The sequence below is a fragment of the Planotetraspora mira genome (genome assembly GCF_016863275.1).
Taxonomy (GTDB): Bacteria; Actinomycetota; Actinomycetes; order Streptosporangiales; family Streptosporangiaceae; genus Planotetraspora; species Planotetraspora mira.
The window spans coordinates 26,443-44,804 of sequence record NZ_BOOO01000030.1; the positions used below are offsets into that span (position 1 = coordinate 26,443).

The window sequence follows — 18,362 nt, forward strand, 5'->3', positions numbered from 1 at the left end:
TACGTTCACATAGACGACCCTTATTGGGATTTGGTTCGCGAAATCCACCGGCCAATTTTCCGGATCAGCTCAGGAGTCGCCGCCGCCTCGGCATGGCCGTACCCCGGCTCGATCCACAACTCCTTCGGCTCCTTGGCGCCTTCGTACAGCTGATGGGCGTGGTCCAGCGGGAAGAACGGGTCGGCGTCCCCGTGGACGATCAGCAACGGCGTCGGCGCGATCAGCGCGGCGGCCTCATGAGGCGGCAGCGGAACGGGATCCCACGTCCCGGTCGAGATCCGGGTGCGCTTGGCCAGCCGGGCCGCGAGACGTCCCGACCACTGCTCGATCGCCCAGTGGACCTGCCGCATCGGGCGGGTCCCCCGGTAGTACCAGCGGGCCGGGGCGCTGACCGCCACCACCGCGTCCACTCCCCCGTGCAGCCCCGCGTGCCGTACGGCCACGGCGGCCCCCATGGAGAAGCCCACGGTCACGACCCGTTCGTAGCCGATCGAGCGGGCGTGCTTCACGGCCGCGTCGAGGTCGAGGACCTCAAGGTCGCCGACGGTGGAGACGCCGCCGGAACGTCCATGACCCCGGAAGTCGAACGAGAGCACGCCGCCGAAACCGGACAGGACATGGACGATGCGCCGCGTGGGACGCTCCCGCCACGAGCCCGTGAACCCGTGGGCGACGACGACGCCGAGATCGAGCGAACCGTTGGGCGTGTGCGACGCGTCGATCCTGATTCCGTCGGCCGTCCGCAACATCGCCCCGAAGGCAGGAGCAAAACCCATGCCGCCGACCTTATTTCCTCCCCCACTCCGATCTCAGAAGCCACCCCCACCCCACTCCCCGTGATCATGCACAGGTTCGCCCACAGGGCACCTGACGGGCCAAAACACTCCGCGTGATCATGCACAGGTTCGGAGAAACCCCTCGCCACCTGCCCGAATCCGATTCGTGATCATGCGCAGATTCGTAAGAATCCCCACGACCTGCGGCTTCATCGGCCGTGATCATGCAATCGGCGGCGGCCACCGGCCGCGAACAGACCTCGCCGATCACGGCCATCGCCCACCCACCCGCCCGCCCGTAGGAAACGCGTAGCGAACCCGTAGCGAATACGCCGCTAAAACCGCAGGTCGTGGGGATTCCCGCTTCCACGGCACATGGTGGTAACGGGGATCAACTAAAATCGAATGGCCGCACTCCGCGGCGGATGTCCGTCTCGCCGAAGTTCCGGGACGCGGACGACACCCCGACGAACTAGAGCGAGACTCCACTATGCCTTTGAACAGCCGCGACGACCTGCGGAACATCGCGATCATCGCGCACGTCGACCATGGCAAGACCACGCTGGTGGACGCCATGTTGTGGCAGTCCGGGGCGTTCCGCGCCAACCAGGACGTCGACGAGCGCGTCATGGACTCCAATGACCTCGAGCGCGAGAAGGGCATCACCATTCTCGCGAAGAACACCGCGGTCAAGCACGGCGGAATGACTCTGAACATCATCGACACCCCCGGTCACGCCGACTTCGGCGGAGAGGTCGAGCGCGGCCTGTCCATGGTCGACGGCGTCGTCCTCCTGGTGGACGCCTCCGAGGGGCCGCTCCCCCAGACGCGCTTCGTGCTGCGCAAGGCCTTCGCCGCCAAGCTCCCGGTGATCTTGTGCATCAACAAGGTGGACCGGCCCGACGCCCGGATCGCCGAGGTCGTCGACGAGGTCTACGAGCTCTTCCTCGACCTCGACGCCACCGAGGAGCAGATCGACTTCCCCATCGTCTACGCCTCGGCCAAGGCCGGGCGGGCCTCGCTCAACCGGCCGCAGGACGGCGGCATGCCGGACGCCGACAACCTCGAGCCACTGTTCGAGACGATCACCAAGACGATCCCGGCTCCCCTCTACGACCCGACCGCCCCGCTCCAGGCGCACGTCACCAACCTCGACGCCTCCAGCTACCTGGGCCGGATCGCACTCTGCCGGGTCCACCACGGCACGATCAAGAAGGGGCAGCAGGTCGCCTGGTGCCGTACCGACGGCACGATCCAGCGGGTGAAGATCTCCGAGCTGCTCATGACCGACGCGCTGGAGCGCAAGCCCGCCGAGGAGGCGGGCCCGGGCGACATCATCGCCATCGCCGGCATCCCCGACATCATGATCGGCGAGACGCTGGCCGACCCGGACGACCCGCGGCCCCTGCCGCTGATCACGGTCGACGAGCCGGCGATCTCGATGACGATCGGCACCAACACCAGCCCGCTGGTCGGCAAGGTCAAGGGCTCCAAGGTCACCGCACGGATGGTCAAGGACCGGCTCGAGAAGGAACTGGTCGGAAACGTCTCGCTGCGCGTGATCCCCACCGAGCGCCCCGACACCTGGGAGGTCCAGGGCCGTGGTGAGCTCGCGCTGGCCATCCTGGTCGAGCAGATGCGCCGCGAGGGCTACGAGCTGACCGTCGGCAAGCCGCAGGTCGTGACCAAGCTCGTCGACGGCAAGGTGCACGAGCCGGTCGAGCGGCTCACCGTCGACTGCCCCGAGGAGTACCTGGGGGCCGTGACCCAGCTGCTGGCCGTACGCAAGGGCCGCATGGAGCACATGACGAACCACGGCACCGGCTGGATCCGCATGGAGTTCGTGGTTCCCGCACGTGGCCTGATCGGCTTCCGTACGGAGTTCCTCACCGAGACCCGGGGAACCGGCCTGGTCCACCACGTGTTCGACGCCTACGAGCCGTGGTTCGGCGAGCTGCGGACCCGCAACAACGGCTCCCTCGTCGCCGACCGGTCGGGCCCCGTCACCCCCTTCGCGATGCTGAACCTGCAGGAGCGCGGGACGCTGTTCGTCTCCCCCACCACCGAGGTCTACGAGGGCATGATCGTCGGCGAGAACTCGCGCTCCGACGACATGGACGTGAACATCACCAAGGAGAAGAAACTCACGAACATGCGCTCGTCCACCAGCGACGAGACGGAGAAGGTGATCCCGCCGCGCTCCCTGTCGCTGGAGCAGGCGCTGGAGTTCATCCGTGACGACGAGTGCGTGGAGATCACGCCGGAGACCGTCCGCATCCGCAAGGTCGTGCTCGACGCGGCCAGCCGCGGCCGCGCAACCGCGCGGGCCAAGCGCGTCAACTGACCCGGCGAACGGCCGGCCCCGGCGAGCGGCGCTCAGTCGAGCAAGGGCCCTGGTCGTGAGCCGGCGCCAAGCCATGCGACGACGCCCCTCGTGAACATGCCACCGTGCATGATCACGGGGGGCGTTTGCGCTGTTCAGACACCTTGCCGGCGAATGCGCGCATGATCACGGACAGAGTCCGTCCAGGTCAGAGGCTGGTTCCACGAATCCGTGCATGATCACGATCGGAGTCTGCGCAGGTCAGAGCCCAATCTACGAACCTGTGCATGATCATGCGGAGCGTTCGCGCTGTTCAGACACCTTGCCCACGAATCTGTGCATGATCACGCGGAGAAGGGGCGGGAGTCGGCAAGGTGGGGGCAAACGACGCTCTATGAGCGGCGTTTCCGGAGCTCTTCCCCGGTACGGACCGTGCTCTCCTGTGCCAGGTCACGAGCGCATACGGAGGAGCCGTCCATGCTTCGGAAAACCCATCTCGCCCTGGCCGCCAACCTCGCCATCTGCGTCGGCACGGGTGTCCTCGCACACGCCGAACCGGCCCGTCCTCCCGCGGGCCCGTCGGCCATCGCCGTGATCAAGGACACCGCCGGGACCGCGCTCGGCACCCTGCGGATCGAGCGATACGACATGACCAAGTCGCGGGTCACGGTCAACGTCCGCGGTCTGGCTCCCGGATTCCACGGCCTCCACATCCACACCGCGGGCGTGTGCGACCCGCGGGCGGTGGACGCGACCACGGGCAGCCCGTTCTCCAGCGCGGGCGCCCACCTCGACCCCAGCCCGAGTTCGTACGGCATGGCCGCCGGCAACCTGCCCTCGCTGCTCGTGGCCGGGGACGGCACCGGCAACGCGTCCTTCGTGACCGACCGGTTCGCCATCGCACAACTGGCGGACACCGACGGCAGCGCGGTCGTCGTGCACGCGAAGGCCGACAACTTCGCCAACATCCCCACGCGCTACACCCACGCCTCCGACACGACGGGCGCCATGGGGCCGGACGCGACCACGCTCAAGACCGGGGACGCGGGCGACCGGGTGGGTTGCGGCGTGATCAGGGTCCTCACCTGACGATCAGCTGAGGTGGATCCGCAGCCAGTCGACCAGCGGGGTCAATGAGCGCCACGTGACACGGACCCGGTCGAGGACCTCCGGCGTGTTCAGCCACAACTCCGGCTCGAACCGGCGGCCGGCGTGCAGCGACTTGTGCCGGAGCAACTCCAGACGGGGGTGGCCCTCAGGCGTGCCTCGCGGCCGGGTCTTGAGGCGATCGCCGCCAACGGTCAGCTCCGGCGGCAACTCCGCGATCGCGGACTCGAGCCCGCCGCCCGCCACATCGTCGTCGAGCGCGTCCCGGTAGCGGACGATCTGATCTCCCCCCGCCCACCAGCCACCGGCCACGTAGAGCCCCTCGGCGTCGAGTTGCACGTAGTAGCCGATGCCGTCGACCCCCACCTGCACGTACGCGCCCTGGTGGGTCTTGTAGGGCGACTTGTCCTTCGCGAAGCGCACATCCCGGTTGGGCCGGAACAGATGCGGCGTCCCGAACTCGGGGGCCAACTCGTCCATCAACGCCAGCATCGGCGCCTTCACCGCGCTGTCGTAGAGACCCTTGTTGGCCGCCCAGTACGACTTGGAGTTGTCGGCCACGAGGCCCTCGTAGAAAATGAGCGCCTCATCAGGAAACCCGCTGAATCCCATGGCACCCACCTTCGCACGCCCCGCCGACAACCAGGCCGGGGCGGAGGCGGCAGGCGGTCAGCGCCGCCGTCTCGCGGTGCCGAAGATCGAGCGGGTGATCTCCCTGCCGAGCGCCGACGCGGCGGAGCGGGCGAGCGACTTGAAGGCCGACGAACCGAGAACTCCCTCCAGCACCGACTTCTCCTCGTGCCGCCGCGACTCAGGCTCCCGTGGAGGCGCGCCGTACGTGTCGGTGGAGGTGGACGTGGACGTGGGCGCGGCCAGGCGGGCGCTGAGCATCTCGTAGGCCGACTCGCGGTCGATCGCCGTGCCGTACTTGGCGAGGAGCGGGGAGGCCGCGACGACTCCACCGACCACGGCCGGGTCCGAGGGCGCCATCAGCGACTGCGGGGCGCACAGGCGGGTCCAGGCGACCGGTGTGGGGGCCCCCGTCTCCGAGAGCACGGTGACGACCGCCTCCCCGATGCCGAGCTCCGTGAGCAGCCGCTGCAGGTCGTACGCCGACTCGGGAAAGGTCGAGACGGTGGCCTTCAACGCCTTGGCGTCCTGCGGCGTGAACGCCCGCAGGGCGTGCTGCACCCGGGCGCCGAGCTGGGCCAGCACGTCGGCCGGCACGTCCTTGGGCGTCTGGGTGACGAGGAAGACGCCGACGCCCTTCGAGCGGATCAGCCGCACGGTCTGTGTGATCGACTCCAGGAACGCCTTGGAGGCGTCGCTGAACAGCAGGTGGGCCTCGTCGAAGAAGAACACGAGTTTGGGCTTGTCCGGGTCGCCCACCTCGGGCAGCGCCTCGAACAGGTCCGCGAGCAGCCACATCAGGAACGTGGAGAACAACCGCGGCCGGTCCTGTACGGCAGGCAGTTCCAGGATGGAGACGACGCCCCGGCCGTCCGGCGCCTGTCGCAGCAGATCGCGGGCGTCGAACTCCGGCTCGCCGAAGAACGCGTCCGCGCCCTGCGCCTGGAAGTTGACCACGGCGCGCAGGATGACGCCCGCCGTCGCCGACGACAGGCCGCCGATGCCCTTCAGCACCTCGGGCGTCTCGGTCAGGTACGTGATGATCGCGACGAGGTCCTTCAGGTCGAGCAGTGGCATGCCGTGCTTGTCGGCGAAGTAGAAGACCAGCCCGAGTGACGACTCCTGCGTCTCGTTGAGCCCGAGAACCTTGGAGAGCAGGGTGGGCCCGAAGGCCGTCATGGTGGCGCGCAGCGGGATGCCTTCTCCCATGCCTCCCAGGGAGAAGAACTCCACGGGGCAGGCCCGCCCCGACCAGGACTGGCCCACCTCGGCCGCCCTCTGCGCGGTGCGGTCGGAGGGGACGCCCGGCGAGGCCATCCCCGACAGGTCGCCCTTGACGTCGGCGAGGAAGACCGGCACGCCCTGTGCGGACAACTGCTCGGCCATGAGCTGGAGCGTCTTGGTCTTGCCCGTACCGGTCGCCCCGGCGACCAGCCCATGCCGGTTCATCATCGCGAGAGGGATCCGGATCGGCGACGAAGGATCGGCCGTGCCGTCGTCCTTCACCAGCGCGCCCAGTTCCAGCGCCGGTCCCGGGAAGTCGTAGCCCTTCATCCGTTGTGGTACGCCTTTCCGGGAGTGAGGCTGCCGATGAGCTCGGAGACCGTCACGTACGTGAACTTCTTCCGGTCCAACTCGTCGAGGAGACGCGGGAGCGCCTCGACGGTCGTGGGGTGGATGTCGTGCATCAGCACGATGTCGCCTGGTTTGGCCTCGCCGGAGCGCTTGGCCACGAGTCCGGCGTTGCGGTCCCGCCAGTCGAGGGTGTCCAGGTCCCACATGATCTGGGCGAGTCCCTCCTGCTTCGCCATCGCCTCCACCTCGTGGTTGGTCGACCCGTACGGCGGGCGCATCACCCGCATCCGGACGCCGGCGACCTGCTGGATCACGTCCTGCGTGCGCTGGAGCTCACGCCGGAGCGCCCCTTCCGACAGCCCCACGAGCGAGGGGTGGTCCCACGAGTGGTTGCCCAGCTCGTGCCCCTCGGAGACCATCCGCCTGACGAAGTCGCGGGTGCCGTCGGTGACCATCTGGCCCAGCATGAAGAACGTGGCACGGGCACGGTGGGCGGCCAGGGTGTCCAGCACGTGGCCCGTGTTGTCTCCCGGCCCGTCGTCGAAGGTCAGCGCCACGCATTTCAGCTGACGGCAGTCGATGTTCCGGGGTGGCGGGGCCACCGGCATCCGCGGGCCGGGCCAGCCGTGCTGCCGGGCCGCCAGCCTGCTGCCGAAGACCTGGGCGTCGAACTGGCCGCCCACGCGGAACGCGTGGTGCGACTTCGAGGACGGACTCGGGACCGCGGACGACCTGGCCTCACCACATCCTGCGGCAAGGATCAACGACAGCAGCACCAATCCGATCCGCATACGACCCCCCGGAGAGCTCGGGGGGTGCGGAAGCTACGGATGCCCCTTGACCCCTTCCCCCCGGAGAACCTTGGCCAGGTCTTCCCACCAGGGCGGCTCGTGTGCCTTGAGCTCGGCATATCGCCGGGCGACCCGGATGGCGCATCCGACAGGGTCCGTACCCAGGTGCCGGCATTTCACGGCACCCTCCCGCCAACGGTAAAGACCCTCCCGGAAGCTGACGACCAGGCCGATCCACACCGAGAGGGTCACGTCGTCACCGATCTCGTACGCGTCGGGAACCCCGAGCACGGCGAGCTCCGCGCGGAGTTTCTCCAGCGCGGCCTGCGACTCACTCACCCGCCACCACCCGCTGCCGGACACTCACGATCCGTTGCCGAAGAGAGCAACACAAAAAGGGATGTACCCAACCTTGAGCCGGCCCTCGCACACTCATGGTGTAATCATGAGACTCCGGAGCGTTACCGCGCAGGCGTACCCGTCAGTCATCAAGCCGTTCAGCGGGTTCGGTGACCACCATGACGAACCGGAGCGGGACGCCGCCCTCGTTCGCGTAGCGGTGGGGCCGGTCGGCACTGAAGACGACCGCTTCGTCCTTCCCCACGATGTGGCTCTTGCCGTACAGGCTGAGAGTGAGCTCGCCCTCGATGACCGTGATCATCTCGCGGGTCCCGGCGGGGTGCGCGTCACCGTCGTGCAGCTCACCCGGGCCGAGGTGCCAGTCCCACAGCTCGAGGATCGCGGGGGCGTCGGTGCCGACGAGCAGCCGCGCGGAGCCGCCCCCACTGTGCTCGAACGTGACCACCTCGGACGCGTGGACGACGCGCACGACGGGGGTGTCGGAAACCTCGACCAGCCGTCCCACGGTCACGCCGAGCGCGTCGCCGATCCGGCTGAGGGTGTTCACGCTGGGGTTGGTCCTGCCCTGTTCTATCTGGATGAGCATGCCGCGGCTGACGTTCGACCGCGCGGCGAGCTCGTCGAGCGTCATGCCGCGGTGCGCGCGCTGGCCGCGGACATTGGCCGCGATGGCCGCGGCGAGGGTCTCCGGATCCGGCATGAGTACAGTCTAGTGATTCACATATACAATCCATTGCACTATTGAAATGTCCGTTGAGAGGCGATCAGGTGACAGCGGCTGCACTGGCGACGGCGTGCGCGGTGATCTTCGGGACGGCCGACTTCTTCGGAGGTCTCGCCACCAGGCGCTCGCGCGTGCTCGCGGTCGTCGTGTTCTCCCAGCTCGGGGGGTTGTTGCTGATCGCGGCGCTGCTCGCCTTCCTGCCGGGGACCCTGAGTCCCGCGGCCCTGCTGTGGGGAATGGCGTCGGGCGTGGCCGGCGCCGTCGGAATCGTGATGTTCTACCGAGGCCTGGCCACCGGCGTGATGTCGGTGGTCGCCCCCACCACCGCCATCGCCTCGATGGCGGTGCCGGTGCTGTTCGGCCTGATAACCGGCGAGCGCCCGTCCATTCCGGCCCTCGTGGGCGTGCTCCTCGGCCTGTTCGCGGTGACCCTGGTCAGCCGGTCCCCGAACGACCCCGCCGCCGGATCCCGGGCCGGCTCGATCCTCAACGCCCTCGCTTCCGGCGCCGGGTTCGGCGGCTTCTTCATCCTGCTGAAGCTGGCTCCGGAGGACGCCGGGGTCTGGCCGCTCCTCGGCGCCCGCATCGCGTCGATCACGCTGGTCGCGCTGCTCGCGGTCGCGACGCGCAGAAGTCTCCGCCCCATCCCGGGGACGCTGACGGTGACCATCGCCGCCGGGCTGCTCGACATGGCCGCCAACGTGCTCTATCTCTTCGCCGCACAGCGCGGCCTGCTGAGCCTGATCGCCGTCCTGGTGTCGCTCTACCCCGCGAGCACCCTGCTGCTGGCGCGATACGTGCTCGGCGAGCGGCTGAGCCCGGTGCAGATCACCGGGGTCGGCTTCGCCCTGGGCGCCGTCGCCCTCATCGCCGCGTCCTGACCCCGGACATGCCGGTACGGCTGCCGCGACGCGACAGCCGTACCAGGGGACCGCGGAGGAGGTAGACGATCTCAGGCGGCTACGGCGGGCTCGGGGACGCGGACCACGCCCTCTTCACGCGCGTAGCCCTCGAGCATCCCGCGAAGCTGCCGGCGCCCGCGGTGGAGCCGGGACATCACCGTTCCGATGGGGGTTCCCATCCGGTCGGCGATCTCCTTGTAGGCGAACCCCTCGACGTCGGCGAGGTAGACGGCCATGCGGAACTCCTCGGGGAGGGACCGCAGGGCGTCCATCACGACGCTGTCGGGCAACTGGTCGAGAGCCTCGTTCTCCGCCGAGCGCAGGCCGGTCGAGGTGTGGGACTCGGCGGCGGCGAGCTGCCAGTCCTCGATGTCCTCGGCCGTGGAGAGCTTCGGCGAGCGCTGCTTCTTCCGGTAGTCGTTGATGAAGTTGTTGGTCAGGATCCGGTGCAGCCACGCCTTGAGGTTCGTGCCCTCGCGGAACTGGTGGTAGGAGGTGTACGCCTTCGCCACGGTCTCCTGGACCAGGTCCTCCGCGTCGGCCGGGTTACGGGTGAGCCGCATGGCGGACGCGTAGAGCTGACCGGTAACCGGGACGACGTCGCGCTCGAACCACGCGTGTCGCTGCTCTTCAGTCATCGAGATCATCTCTTCCCCCTACGGAACTTCTCCCCCGTTACCCGTCCGGCATTGACCCATGCGAGTAGGCCTGGTTCATTTGCGGTCCCGAGCCATCGTCCCAGGCGAACCGTAAGCACGGTGTTAAATGTTTTACCTGTTCAGCGGGGTCGCTCAGGCTGGGTGCCCGGCACGGGCAGGTCACGTGCGGGCCGGACGAATCTCAGTAGCGTAACACTCCAGCCTCAATCCGGCGTAAAGTGTGGCAAACCTCACTCGCTAGAGTATCGGCATGAAACACGTGGACCGGCATGATCCCGGCATTAGAGCATGGGCCGCCGACGCCATCCTGGCCGTGGAAGCCGACGCGAACCGCAGTTGTGACACGCACCTGCATGTGTTCCCCCTCCCCTCTCACTGGGGTGTGGACCTCTACTTGAAAGACGAGTCCGTACACCCGACCGGTTCACTCAAACATCGGCTCGCCCGTTCTCTTTTCCTGTACGGCCTGGCCAACGGGTGGATCGGGCCCACGACGACGGTCATCGAGGCGTCCAGCGGATCGACCGCGGTCAGCGAGGCCTACTTCGCGCGGCTACTGGGCCTGCCGTTCATCGCCGTGATGCCGGCCACCACGTCGCCGGAGAAGCGGGAGATCATCGAGTTCTACGGCGGCAAGTGCCACCTCGTCTCCGACCCCGGGGCGATCTACGAGGAGTCCCGGAGGCTCGCCGAGGAGACCGGCGGCCACTACATGGACCAGTTCACCTACGCCGAGCGGGCCACCGACTGGCGGGGCAACAACAACATCGCCGAGAGCATCTTCCAGCAGATGTCCCATGAACGGCACTCGGAGCCGGCGTGGATCGTGGTGGGAGCGGGCACCGGGGGCACGTCCGCGACGATCGGCCGCTACATCAGGTATCGCCGCCACTCGACCCGCCTGTGCGTCGCCGACCCGGAAGGCTCGGCGTTCTTCCCGTCGTGGATCTCGGGAGACGATCTCACGGGCCCCGGGTCCCGGATCGAGGGAATCGGACGGCCCCGCGTCGAGCCGTCGTTCCTGCCCACGGTCATCGACCGGATGACCCACGTGCCCGACGCCGTGTCCGTCGCCGCCATGCACTGGGTGAAAGAGGTCACACGCCGCGACGTCGGCGGCTCGACCGGCACCAATGTCGCGGCGTCCATGGAGATCGTCAAGGAGATGCGCGCCCGGGGTGAGCGGGGCAGCGTCGTCACGTTGATCTGCGACGGCGGCGAGCGCTACCGCGACACCTACGGGAACGACCGGTGGCTCGCCGACAGGGGCATCGACATCGAGCCCCACCTCGCCGACTTCCGCAGGTCCCTGCTGAGCTGACCCCGAACGACCGCGGGGCCGGCCCGGGCCCCGCGGCGAGGGTCTTCGTCAGTCGCCGAGGATCGCGTCGACGAACACCTCGGGGTCGAACGGGGCCAGATCGTCGGGGCCCTCGCCGAGCCCCACGAGCTTGACGGGGACGCCCAGCTCACGCTGGACCGAGATCACGATGCCGCCCTTGGCGGTGCCGTCGAGCTTGGTCAGCGCGATGCCCGTGATGTTGACCACCTCGGCGAACACCTGAGCCTGGCGCATGCCGTTCTGGCCCGTGGTCGCGTCGAGGACCAGCAGCACCTCGTCGACCAGCGCCCGCTTCTCGATCACTCGCTTGACCTTGCCGAGCTCGTCCATCAGGCCGGTCTTGGTGTGCAGACGCCCGGCGGTGTCGACGATGACGGTGTCGACGTGGTCCTCGAAGCCCTTGGCCACGGCGTCGAACGCGACGGACGCCGGGTCACCGCCCTCCGGTCCGCGGACCACGGTCGCCCCCACCCGGTCGCCCCAGGTCTGGAGCTGGTCCGCCGCCGCGGCGCGGAACGTGTCCGCCGCCCCGAGGACGACCTTGTTCCCATCGCCGATCAGCACCCGGGCGAGCTTGCCCGACGTGGTGGTCTTACCTGTGCCGTTGACCCCGACGACCAGGACCACAGCAGGGCGTTCGCCGTGCGGGCGGACGTGCAGGGTGCGGTCGAGCTCAGGAGCGATCTGGGTGAGAAGCTCCTCGCGCAACATCGCCCGGACCTCGCTCGGCGTGCGGGTGCCGAGGACCTTCACCTTCGTACGGAGGTCCTCGACGATGGCCCGGGTCGGGGCCACACCGACGTCGGCGGTGATCAGGTTCTCCTCGATCTCGTCCCAGACCTCGTCGTCGAGCCGGTCACGCGAGAGCAGCTCGAGCAGGCCCTTGCCGAACGCGCTCTGCGAACGGGCCAGGCGTCCGCGCAGCCGCACCATCCGGCCTGCGGACGGCGGCGGGACCTCGATCTCCGGTGCCTTGACGAGCTCCTCGGCGGGGGCCGGAGGCGGCAACGTCGTGGTCAGGCCGCCTTCTTGTTCGCCGAGGCCGCCGCCTTGCGGCTCTTCGACGCCCGGGGCGCGCGGCGCCGGAGGCGCCTCCACCGTGGGGCGGTCCTTGGCCTTGGGCCGGAAGAGTAGGAACAGGCCACCGACCGCCAGCACGGCGACGACGGCCACGATCACGATGACGCCGAGGTAACCATCCACAAGATGCAGTTTCCCAGACACACCGCACTGCTCCGGTCACCGAAGCCCATCCCGCGAGGGGCGCGGCGTTGTCTGGACTGAGGAGCGAGTGGGGAGCGAGGAACGAGCGACCCCGAGTGACGAGGGAAGACGACGCCAAAAAAGGCGCCCCGAGCCCGCCTCGCCGGAGGCGAGGCCGGTCAACCCGCGTGCTCGCGCAGGCGCTGGCTCACCACCTGGGTGACGCCGTCTCCTCGCATGGAGACGCCGTACAGCGCGTCGGCGATCTCCATCGTCCGCTTCTGGTGGGTGATGACGATGAGCTGCGAACTCTGGCGCAGTTCCTCGAAGAGGGTCAGCAGACGCTGGGTGTTGGTGTCGTCCAGCGCGGCCTCGACCTCGTCCATCACGTAGAAGGGCGACGGACGGGCCTTGAAGATCGAGATGAGGAACGCCACGGCGGTCAGCGACCGCTCGCCGCCGGACAGCAGCGACAGCCGCTTGACCTTCTTGCCGGGCGGGCGGGCCTCGACCTCGACTCCCGTGGTGAGCATGTCGGACGGGTCGGTCAGCAGCAGGCGGCCCTCGCCGCCGGGGAAGACCCGCTCGAAGATCTGGGAGAACTCCCGGGCCACGTCCTCGTAGGCCGCGGAGAAGACCTGCTCGACCCTGTCGTCGACCTCCTTGACGACGAGCAGGAGATCCCTGCGGGTCTTCTTGAGGTCTTCGAGCTGCGAGGTGAGGAAGGCGTGCCGCTCTTCCAACGCGGCGAACTCCTCCAGGGCGAGCGGGTTGACCTTGCCCAGCTGGGTCATCTGCTTGTCGGCGGCTCTGGCCCGCTTCTCCTGCTCCTCCCGGACGTACGGCACCGGAGGGTCGCCGGGCACCGGGACGGCCGGGCCGTACTCGGAGATCAGCGGTTCCAGCTCGACGCCGTACTCCTCGAGGGCCCGCTGTTCCATCTGCTCGAGCCGCAGGCGCTGTTCCGTCCTGGCCATCTCGCTGCCGTGGGCACGGTTGACCAGCGTGTCCAGCTCCGAGCTGAGCGCACGGACGCGGAGCCGTATCGCCTTGAGCTCCGCGTCGATCTCGCCGCGCGCCCGCTCCGCCTCGTCACGCTCGTCCGCGGCCCGCGTGAGTGAGGCGTCCAGCGCCTTCAGGGCGATCTGCGCCGCGCCGACGACACCGGCGGCGACTTCGGCCTGCCTGCGGCGTCGCTCTCGCTGGGCCGCCGCACGCGCACGGTCGTCACGTTCCCGGCGGGCGGCGCGCATCAGACCGTCGGCGCGGCCGGCGATGCCCCTGACGCGTTCCTCGGAGGTCCGGACGGTGAGCCTGGCCTCCATCTCGGCCTGGCGCGTCACCCCGACGGCCGCCGCGAGCTCGTCACGCGTGTCGGTGGTCGGCTCGGCCTCCAGCTCCTGGGCGTACTCCGCCTCGGCCAGCTGCTCCTCCAGCTCGACGACCGCCGCCTGGGCCAGCTCGCGGGCCTCTTCCCCGTCCTGTACGGCTTTCGCCAGCCGGGCGGCCTCGTCCTGGGCGGCCTTGACGGCGGCCTCGAGCCGGGCGAGTTCCCTGGCGGCGGTCGCCGCCTTCTGGTCGGCGTCCCGCTGGCGGCTCCGCAGCCGGTCGAGCACGGACTGGGCCGCGTTCAGCCCGGTCTGCGCGCTGTTGATGCCGTTCTGCGCCATGGTGACGTCGTTCTGCGCCTCGGCGACGCGTGCCTGGGACGCGTCGACCGCCAGCTGGGCCTGCCCCTCGGCCGCCACGGCCTCTTCCAGCGCCAGCGCGTGCGCCTCCGCCGCCGTCTCGGCGGCGGCCAGGTCCGCGGCGGCCTCGTCGAGCGCGGCCCGGACCTGAAGCGGCGACGCCACACTGCCGGAACCGCCGTGCGCCGAGTGCGCCCCGAGGACGTCTCCCGAGCGGGTGACGGCTCGCAGGCCCGGATCGGCGTCCACGACCTTCCGCGCCGAAGCGAGATCGTCGACGACGACCACGTCCGACAGCAGCACGTCGACGGTGCCCCTCAGCGCCTCCGGCACGGTGACCAGATCGGCGGCCCATTCCCCGCCGTCGACGGCGGGTCGCGCCGGGGCGGCCTGGCCGTCGGCGGCGATCAGCAGCGCCGTGCGGCCTCCGTCGGCGACGCGCAGGTGCTCAAGGGCGGCCACAGCGGCGTTCAGGGAGTCGACGGTGACGGCGTCGGCCATCAGGACCGCGGCGACGGCCGCCTCGGCCCCCGGCCGGACGGCGAGCATGGTGGCGATCGGGCCGAGGACGCCGGGAAGGTCCGCGCCGAGCAGCGCGGCCGCCCCGTCGACACCTCCGGCGAGGCTCATCTCCAGCGCCTCACGCCGTGCCCGGAGCGCGGCGAGGGCTCGCTGCGACTCCTGGTCGGCGGCCCGTGCCGTACCGACGGCGGACTTGGCGGCGCCGAGCGCCTCACGGGGCGAGGAGGCGGCGGCCTTGACCTGCGCCACGGCGGTTTCGGCGTGTTCGGCCACGCCCCGCGCCGCCTCGACGGCGGCCCTGGCGAGGTCGACGCCCTCCTGGGCCGCTTCGAACTCGGCGAGGAGCTCCGGGTCCGCGGCTGGCTCGCCGAGCTCGTGCGCGTCGCAGTCGGCCTGCGCCCGCTCGGCCCGGTGGTGGGCGTCCTCCACCGCCTTGGTCAGGCGGCCGATCTCGTCACTCGCTGCGCGGGCACGGCTCCTGGCGGACTCCACCTGGCCGCGGAGCCTGGCGAGCGCCTCACGCCGGTCGGCGGCGGCACGGGCGGCGGAGGACAGACGTCGCTCCTCCGAGGCCAGCGCCTCCTCGGCCTCCGCACGGATCTCCACGGCGGCTTCCAGCCGGTCGCGTGCCTCGTCGAGCTCGTCGGACAGCGTCTGTTCCTGCTCCCGGATCTCGGCGGCCTCCCGCTCGAGATCCTCGGGGTCACGGCCGCGGCGCTCGATCGAGGCGGCGTCCGCGGCGTGCCGTCCCCGCTCGACCGCGAGGCTCTCGACGCCGCGGAGCCTCTCCCTGAGCGCCGACAGGCGGTAGAAGGTCTCCTGTACGGCCTTGAGCCGGGGCTGGGCGTCGTTCTCCGCCGCCTCCAGCTCGGCCTCCCGCCGCTGGCCGTTCGCCAGATCGGTCTCGACCTGGGTGCGCCGGGCCAGGACGGCCGCCTCGTCCGCGGCCTCCCGCTGCAGGACCTCGCGCAGATTCACCACGTCGTCGGCGAGCAGGCGCAGGCGCGCGTCGCGCAGGTCGGCCTGGATGACGGCCGCCTTCCGGGCGATCTCCGCCTGCCGTCCCAGCGGTTTGAGCTGGCGGCGCAACTCGGTGGCGAGGTCCTGCACCCGGGTGAGGTTGGCCTGCATCGCGTCGAGCTTGCGAAGCGCCTTCTCCTTGCGCTTGCGGTGCTTGAGGACGCCGGCGGCCTCCTCGATGAACGCGCGGCGCTCCTCCGGGCCAGCGTGGAGCACCTGGTCGAGCTGGCCCTGGCCGACGATGACGTGCATCTCGCGGCCGATGCCGGAGTCGGACAGGAGTTCCTGGATGTCGAGGAGGCGGCAGGTGTCGCCGTTGATGGCGTATTCACTCTGCCCGGACCGGAACATCAGCCGGCTGATCGTCACCTCGGTGTAGTCGATCGGCAGGGCGCCATCGGAGTTGTCGATGGTCAGCGTCACCTCGGCCCGGCCGAGCGGCGGGCGGCTCGAGGTGCCCGCGAAGATCACGTCCTCCATCTTGCCGCCGCGCAGCGACTTGGCGCTGTGCTCGCCCATGACCCACGCGAGGGCGTCGACGACGTTGGACTTGCCCGAGCCGTTGGGGCCGACCACACACGTGATACCGGGCTCGAAACGCAGGGACGTCGCGGAGGCGAAGGATTTGAAGCCGCGCAGGGTGAGCGTCTTCAGATACACACGGCCCCCTCCCAGACGCCAGACTTATCGGGGAAGACTACCGGCCCGGGCAGGCGCGGGACGTCGGATAGACCCCATGACACCGGTTCCGGTGACGCGGTCCCCGACATCGGGCCATACTGCCCTCCCGAAGACCCGCCATGCGTACGGCCGGGCCGCCGGATGTCTCGGGAAATGCCCGTCCTGATCGCCGATGACCCCGCGACGACGATGACCGGGGCCATTCACCAGGCACTGGCGTTCGATAACGAATCGCCAAACGAGCTATCGACCAGTACAGCAAAGGACATTACAGACAATTTGCCGACGCCTGAATGGCGGTCGGACGGTTTCCGCAAATGACAAGGGACGCCTTTGCGGGGCGCCCCTGACAATCCTTCCTGTGGCCGGTCTCTCAAGTGAGAGCCGGCTCGCGATCCTGCAGCCGGACCAGGGTTTCGTCACGAGTTTGCGCTGCTAGCGCGTCGTTCTGTGCCTGGAGCCGGGTGAGTTCTGCCTCCAGATCCCGGATGCGCTGCTGGAGACGGCGCATTTCCGAGACCATTCGAGGGTCAGGACCGCCGACGTGGCCGAGTAGAGCCTTCGCCATAGTAAAGGGTCCTCCACGCTGAGTGACCAGACTGGTTCGCGCACTTCTATTGCCGCGGGAGGGGTGCGCGTGGTTCCTCTCAAGAGTCGCACCGGCAATGGAGGCGGTCAAGTTGAACGCTCCGGACAGATCTGCCGGTGGGCACTCTCGGTAGGTAAATATACCGCATTTGGGTGGTTTGAGGGAAGCCCTATCGCTCTACAAACCCCGCCATACTTCCCTTGGCGTCGCTCCAGCGCTCCACCACCCCCTCCACCTGACCTGGCGTGTCGGCCCCGCGCAACAGCCCGAGAAGTCTCTCGCACGATTCCCGGGGCCCTTCGGCCACGACCTCGACCCTGCCGTCGGCGAGATTCGCCGCCCAGCCCACCAGGCCGAGCTCAAGTGCTCTGGCCCGGGTCCACCATCGGAAGCCGACTCCCTGCACTCGGCCCCGGACCCACGCCGTCAACCTGACCACGTTCACAGTATCTGGCCGGTCCTGGGAGCCGGCCGCCGGGGGACCGTCATGACCTGGCGTTTCTCGGTGTCGGCTGGCACTTCGGGCAGCTGTACGACGACCTGTTCATGAACGCCTCCCGCCGGACGGGCGTCCCGCATCGGGGGCACGGCTCGTCCCGCCTGCCGTACACGGCGAGTGACCGGTCGAAGTAGCCGCTCTCACCGTTGACGTTCACGTACAGGCTGTCGAAGGACGTGCCGCCCTGGCCGAGCGCCTCGGCCATGACCTCGCGGACCGCCGACAACAACTCCGCGATCACGGGGCGGGAGAGCGTCTCCGTCGGACGTGCCCAGTGCAGCCGTGCGCGCCACAACGCCTCGTCCGCGTAGATGTTGCCGACCCCGCTGATCAGCGACTGGTCGAGCAGGGCCCTCTTGATCCCGGTACGGCGGTGCCGCAGCCGGGTCGCGAACTCCGCGTCGTCGAAGGCGCTCTCGAGGGGATCGGCGGCGATGTGCGTGATCGGCTCGGGAACGGGCCTCGGCGACCGCTGGACCATCGGGGCGACCAGGACGTGGCCGAATGTGCGCTGGTCCACGAACCGCAGGTCGGGGCCGCCGTCGGCGAAGCAGAGCCGTACGCGCAGGTGTTTCTCCACCGGCGCGAGGGGGTCCACCACGAGCAACTGGCCGCTCATGCCGAGATGCGCCAGCAGCGCCTCCGCCGCCACAGGGGGCTCAGGGGCGACGGGCGGCTCAGGGGCGTCATCCCCCGCGACCAGGTGTCGCTCCGCCGGGCCGTCGTGCAGCGGCAGCCACAGATACTTGCCGCGGCGTTCGGCCGAGAGCACGGTCCGGCCTTTGAGCTGATCGGGCAGCTCTCCCGCGTTCCGCCGGACCGCGCGGGGATGCAGGACCTCCACCGACGCGATCGTACGGCCGGCCACCCAGCGCTCCAGGCCGCGCCGGACGACTTCCACCTCGGGCAGTTCGGGCATCCTGCTCCTACCTCGTGCCGGTCCCGGGCTCCGTTCGGTCCCGGGCGACGAT

The 18,362-nt window shown here is 69.4% G+C and carries 17 protein-coding genes; 5 read left to right on the plus strand and 12 right to left on the minus strand.

The window, feature by feature from the left end; genetic code table 11:
* Positions 1 to 20: 20 nt before the first annotated feature.
* Positions 21 to 776: an alpha/beta hydrolase gene (locus tag Pmi06nite_RS25125; protein WP_203955575.1), complete on the minus strand. Its 756-nt coding sequence runs from the start codon at positions 774 to 776 to the stop codon at positions 21 to 23.
* Between the two features lie 490 nt (positions 777 to 1,266).
* Here Pmi06nite_RS25125 and typA point away from each other — a divergent pair, with 490 nt between their 5' ends.
* Both typA and Pmi06nite_RS25135 read left to right on the plus strand, forming a co-directional pair.
* Complete coding sequence (gene typA, locus Pmi06nite_RS25130; RefSeq protein WP_203955576.1) at positions 1,267 to 3,120, plus strand: translational GTPase TypA; 1,854 nt, start codon at positions 1,267 to 1,269, stop codon at positions 3,118 to 3,120.
* A gap of 456 nt (positions 3,121 to 3,576) precedes the next feature.
* The gene (locus Pmi06nite_RS25135; RefSeq protein ID WP_203955577.1) at positions 3,577 to 4,188 is read left to right on the plus strand and encodes a superoxide dismutase family protein; all 612 of its coding nucleotides are present in this window, start codon (positions 3,577 to 3,579) and stop codon (positions 4,186 to 4,188) included.
* Between the two features lie 3 nt (positions 4,189 to 4,191).
* Here the strand turns inward: Pmi06nite_RS25135 and Pmi06nite_RS25140 are convergent, their stop codons facing one another.
* From Pmi06nite_RS25140 to Pmi06nite_RS25160, 5 genes are all read right to left on the minus strand, one after another.
* Positions 4,192 to 4,818, minus strand: a complete 627-nt coding sequence (locus Pmi06nite_RS25140; RefSeq protein WP_203955578.1) for a DUF2461 domain-containing protein — start codon at positions 4,816 to 4,818, stop codon at positions 4,192 to 4,194.
* A gap of 57 nt (positions 4,819 to 4,875) precedes the next feature.
* Positions 4,876 to 6,390: a helicase HerA-like domain-containing protein gene (locus Pmi06nite_RS25145; protein ID WP_203955579.1), complete on the minus strand. Its 1,515-nt coding sequence runs from the start codon at positions 6,388 to 6,390 to the stop codon at positions 4,876 to 4,878.
* The gene (locus tag Pmi06nite_RS25150; protein WP_203955580.1) at positions 6,387 to 7,202 is read right to left on the minus strand and encodes a polysaccharide deacetylase family protein; all 816 of its coding nucleotides are present in this window, start codon (positions 7,200 to 7,202) and stop codon (positions 6,387 to 6,389) included. The genes Pmi06nite_RS25145 and Pmi06nite_RS25150 overlap by 4 nt, the downstream gene beginning before the upstream one ends.
* Positions 7,203 to 7,235: 33 nt before the next feature.
* On the minus strand, positions 7,236 to 7,541 hold the full coding sequence (locus Pmi06nite_RS25155) for a hypothetical protein (protein WP_203955581.1): 306 nt from the start codon (positions 7,539 to 7,541) through the stop codon (positions 7,236 to 7,238).
* A gap of 142 nt (positions 7,542 to 7,683) precedes the next feature.
* Positions 7,684 to 8,262 carry a helix-turn-helix domain-containing protein gene (locus tag Pmi06nite_RS25160; RefSeq protein WP_203955582.1) on the minus strand — a complete coding sequence of 193 codons (579 nt, stop codon included), beginning with the start codon at positions 8,260 to 8,262 and terminating at the stop codon, positions 7,684 to 7,686.
* 68 nt (positions 8,263 to 8,330) lie between these two features.
* Here Pmi06nite_RS25160 and Pmi06nite_RS25165 point away from each other — a divergent pair, with 68 nt between their 5' ends.
* Positions 8,331 to 9,167, plus strand: a complete 837-nt coding sequence (locus tag Pmi06nite_RS25165) for an EamA family transporter (RefSeq protein WP_203955583.1) — start codon at positions 8,331 to 8,333, stop codon at positions 9,165 to 9,167.
* Positions 9,168 to 9,238: 71 nt separating this feature from the next.
* Here Pmi06nite_RS25165 and Pmi06nite_RS25170 read toward each other — a convergent pair whose 3' ends face one another.
* Positions 9,239 to 9,835, minus strand: coding sequence for a sigma-70 family RNA polymerase sigma factor (locus Pmi06nite_RS25170; RefSeq protein ID WP_203955584.1), 597 nt, complete (start codon positions 9,833 to 9,835; stop codon positions 9,239 to 9,241).
* Between the two features lie 262 nt (positions 9,836 to 10,097).
* Between Pmi06nite_RS25170 and Pmi06nite_RS25175 the strand changes: the two genes are divergently transcribed.
* Positions 10,098 to 11,168, plus strand: coding sequence for a PLP-dependent cysteine synthase family protein (locus Pmi06nite_RS25175; protein ID WP_203955585.1), 1,071 nt, complete (start codon positions 10,098 to 10,100; stop codon positions 11,166 to 11,168).
* A gap of 48 nt (positions 11,169 to 11,216) precedes the next feature.
* Here Pmi06nite_RS25175 and ftsY read toward each other — a convergent pair whose 3' ends face one another.
* Complete coding sequence (gene ftsY, locus Pmi06nite_RS25180) at positions 11,217 to 12,392, minus strand: signal recognition particle-docking protein FtsY (RefSeq protein WP_203955586.1); 1,176 nt, start codon at positions 12,390 to 12,392, stop codon at positions 11,217 to 11,219.
* Between the two features lie 179 nt (positions 12,393 to 12,571).
* Positions 12,572 to 16,282 carry a chromosome segregation SMC family protein gene (locus Pmi06nite_RS25185; protein ID WP_203955587.1) on the minus strand — a complete coding sequence of 1,237 codons (3,711 nt, stop codon included), beginning with the start codon at positions 16,280 to 16,282 and terminating at the stop codon, positions 12,572 to 12,574.
* A gap of 174 nt (positions 16,283 to 16,456) precedes the next feature.
* Here Pmi06nite_RS25185 and Pmi06nite_RS25190 point away from each other — a divergent pair, with 174 nt between their 5' ends.
* The gene (locus tag Pmi06nite_RS25190) at positions 16,457 to 16,624 is read left to right on the plus strand and encodes a hypothetical protein (RefSeq protein ID WP_203955588.1); all 168 of its coding nucleotides are present in this window, start codon (positions 16,457 to 16,459) and stop codon (positions 16,622 to 16,624) included.
* Between the two features lie 52 nt (positions 16,625 to 16,676).
* Here the strand turns inward: Pmi06nite_RS25190 and Pmi06nite_RS42095 are convergent, their stop codons facing one another.
* From Pmi06nite_RS42095 to mutM, 3 genes are all read right to left on the minus strand, one after another.
* Positions 16,677 to 16,871 carry a hypothetical protein gene (locus Pmi06nite_RS42095; protein ID WP_239095011.1) on the minus strand — a complete coding sequence of 65 codons (195 nt, stop codon included), beginning with the start codon at positions 16,869 to 16,871 and terminating at the stop codon, positions 16,677 to 16,679.
* A gap of 190 nt (positions 16,872 to 17,061) precedes the next feature.
* Positions 17,062 to 17,331 (minus strand): acylphosphatase, encoded by a 270-nt coding sequence (locus tag Pmi06nite_RS25195; protein ID WP_239114193.1) that lies wholly within the window; start codon positions 17,329 to 17,331, stop codon positions 17,062 to 17,064.
* 46 nt (positions 17,332 to 17,377) lie between these two features.
* Positions 17,378 to 18,310 carry a bifunctional DNA-formamidopyrimidine glycosylase/DNA-(apurinic or apyrimidinic site) lyase gene (gene mutM, locus Pmi06nite_RS25200; protein WP_203955590.1) on the minus strand — a complete coding sequence of 311 codons (933 nt, stop codon included), beginning with the start codon at positions 18,308 to 18,310 and terminating at the stop codon, positions 17,378 to 17,380.
* Positions 18,311 to 18,362: the final 52 nt, after the last annotated feature.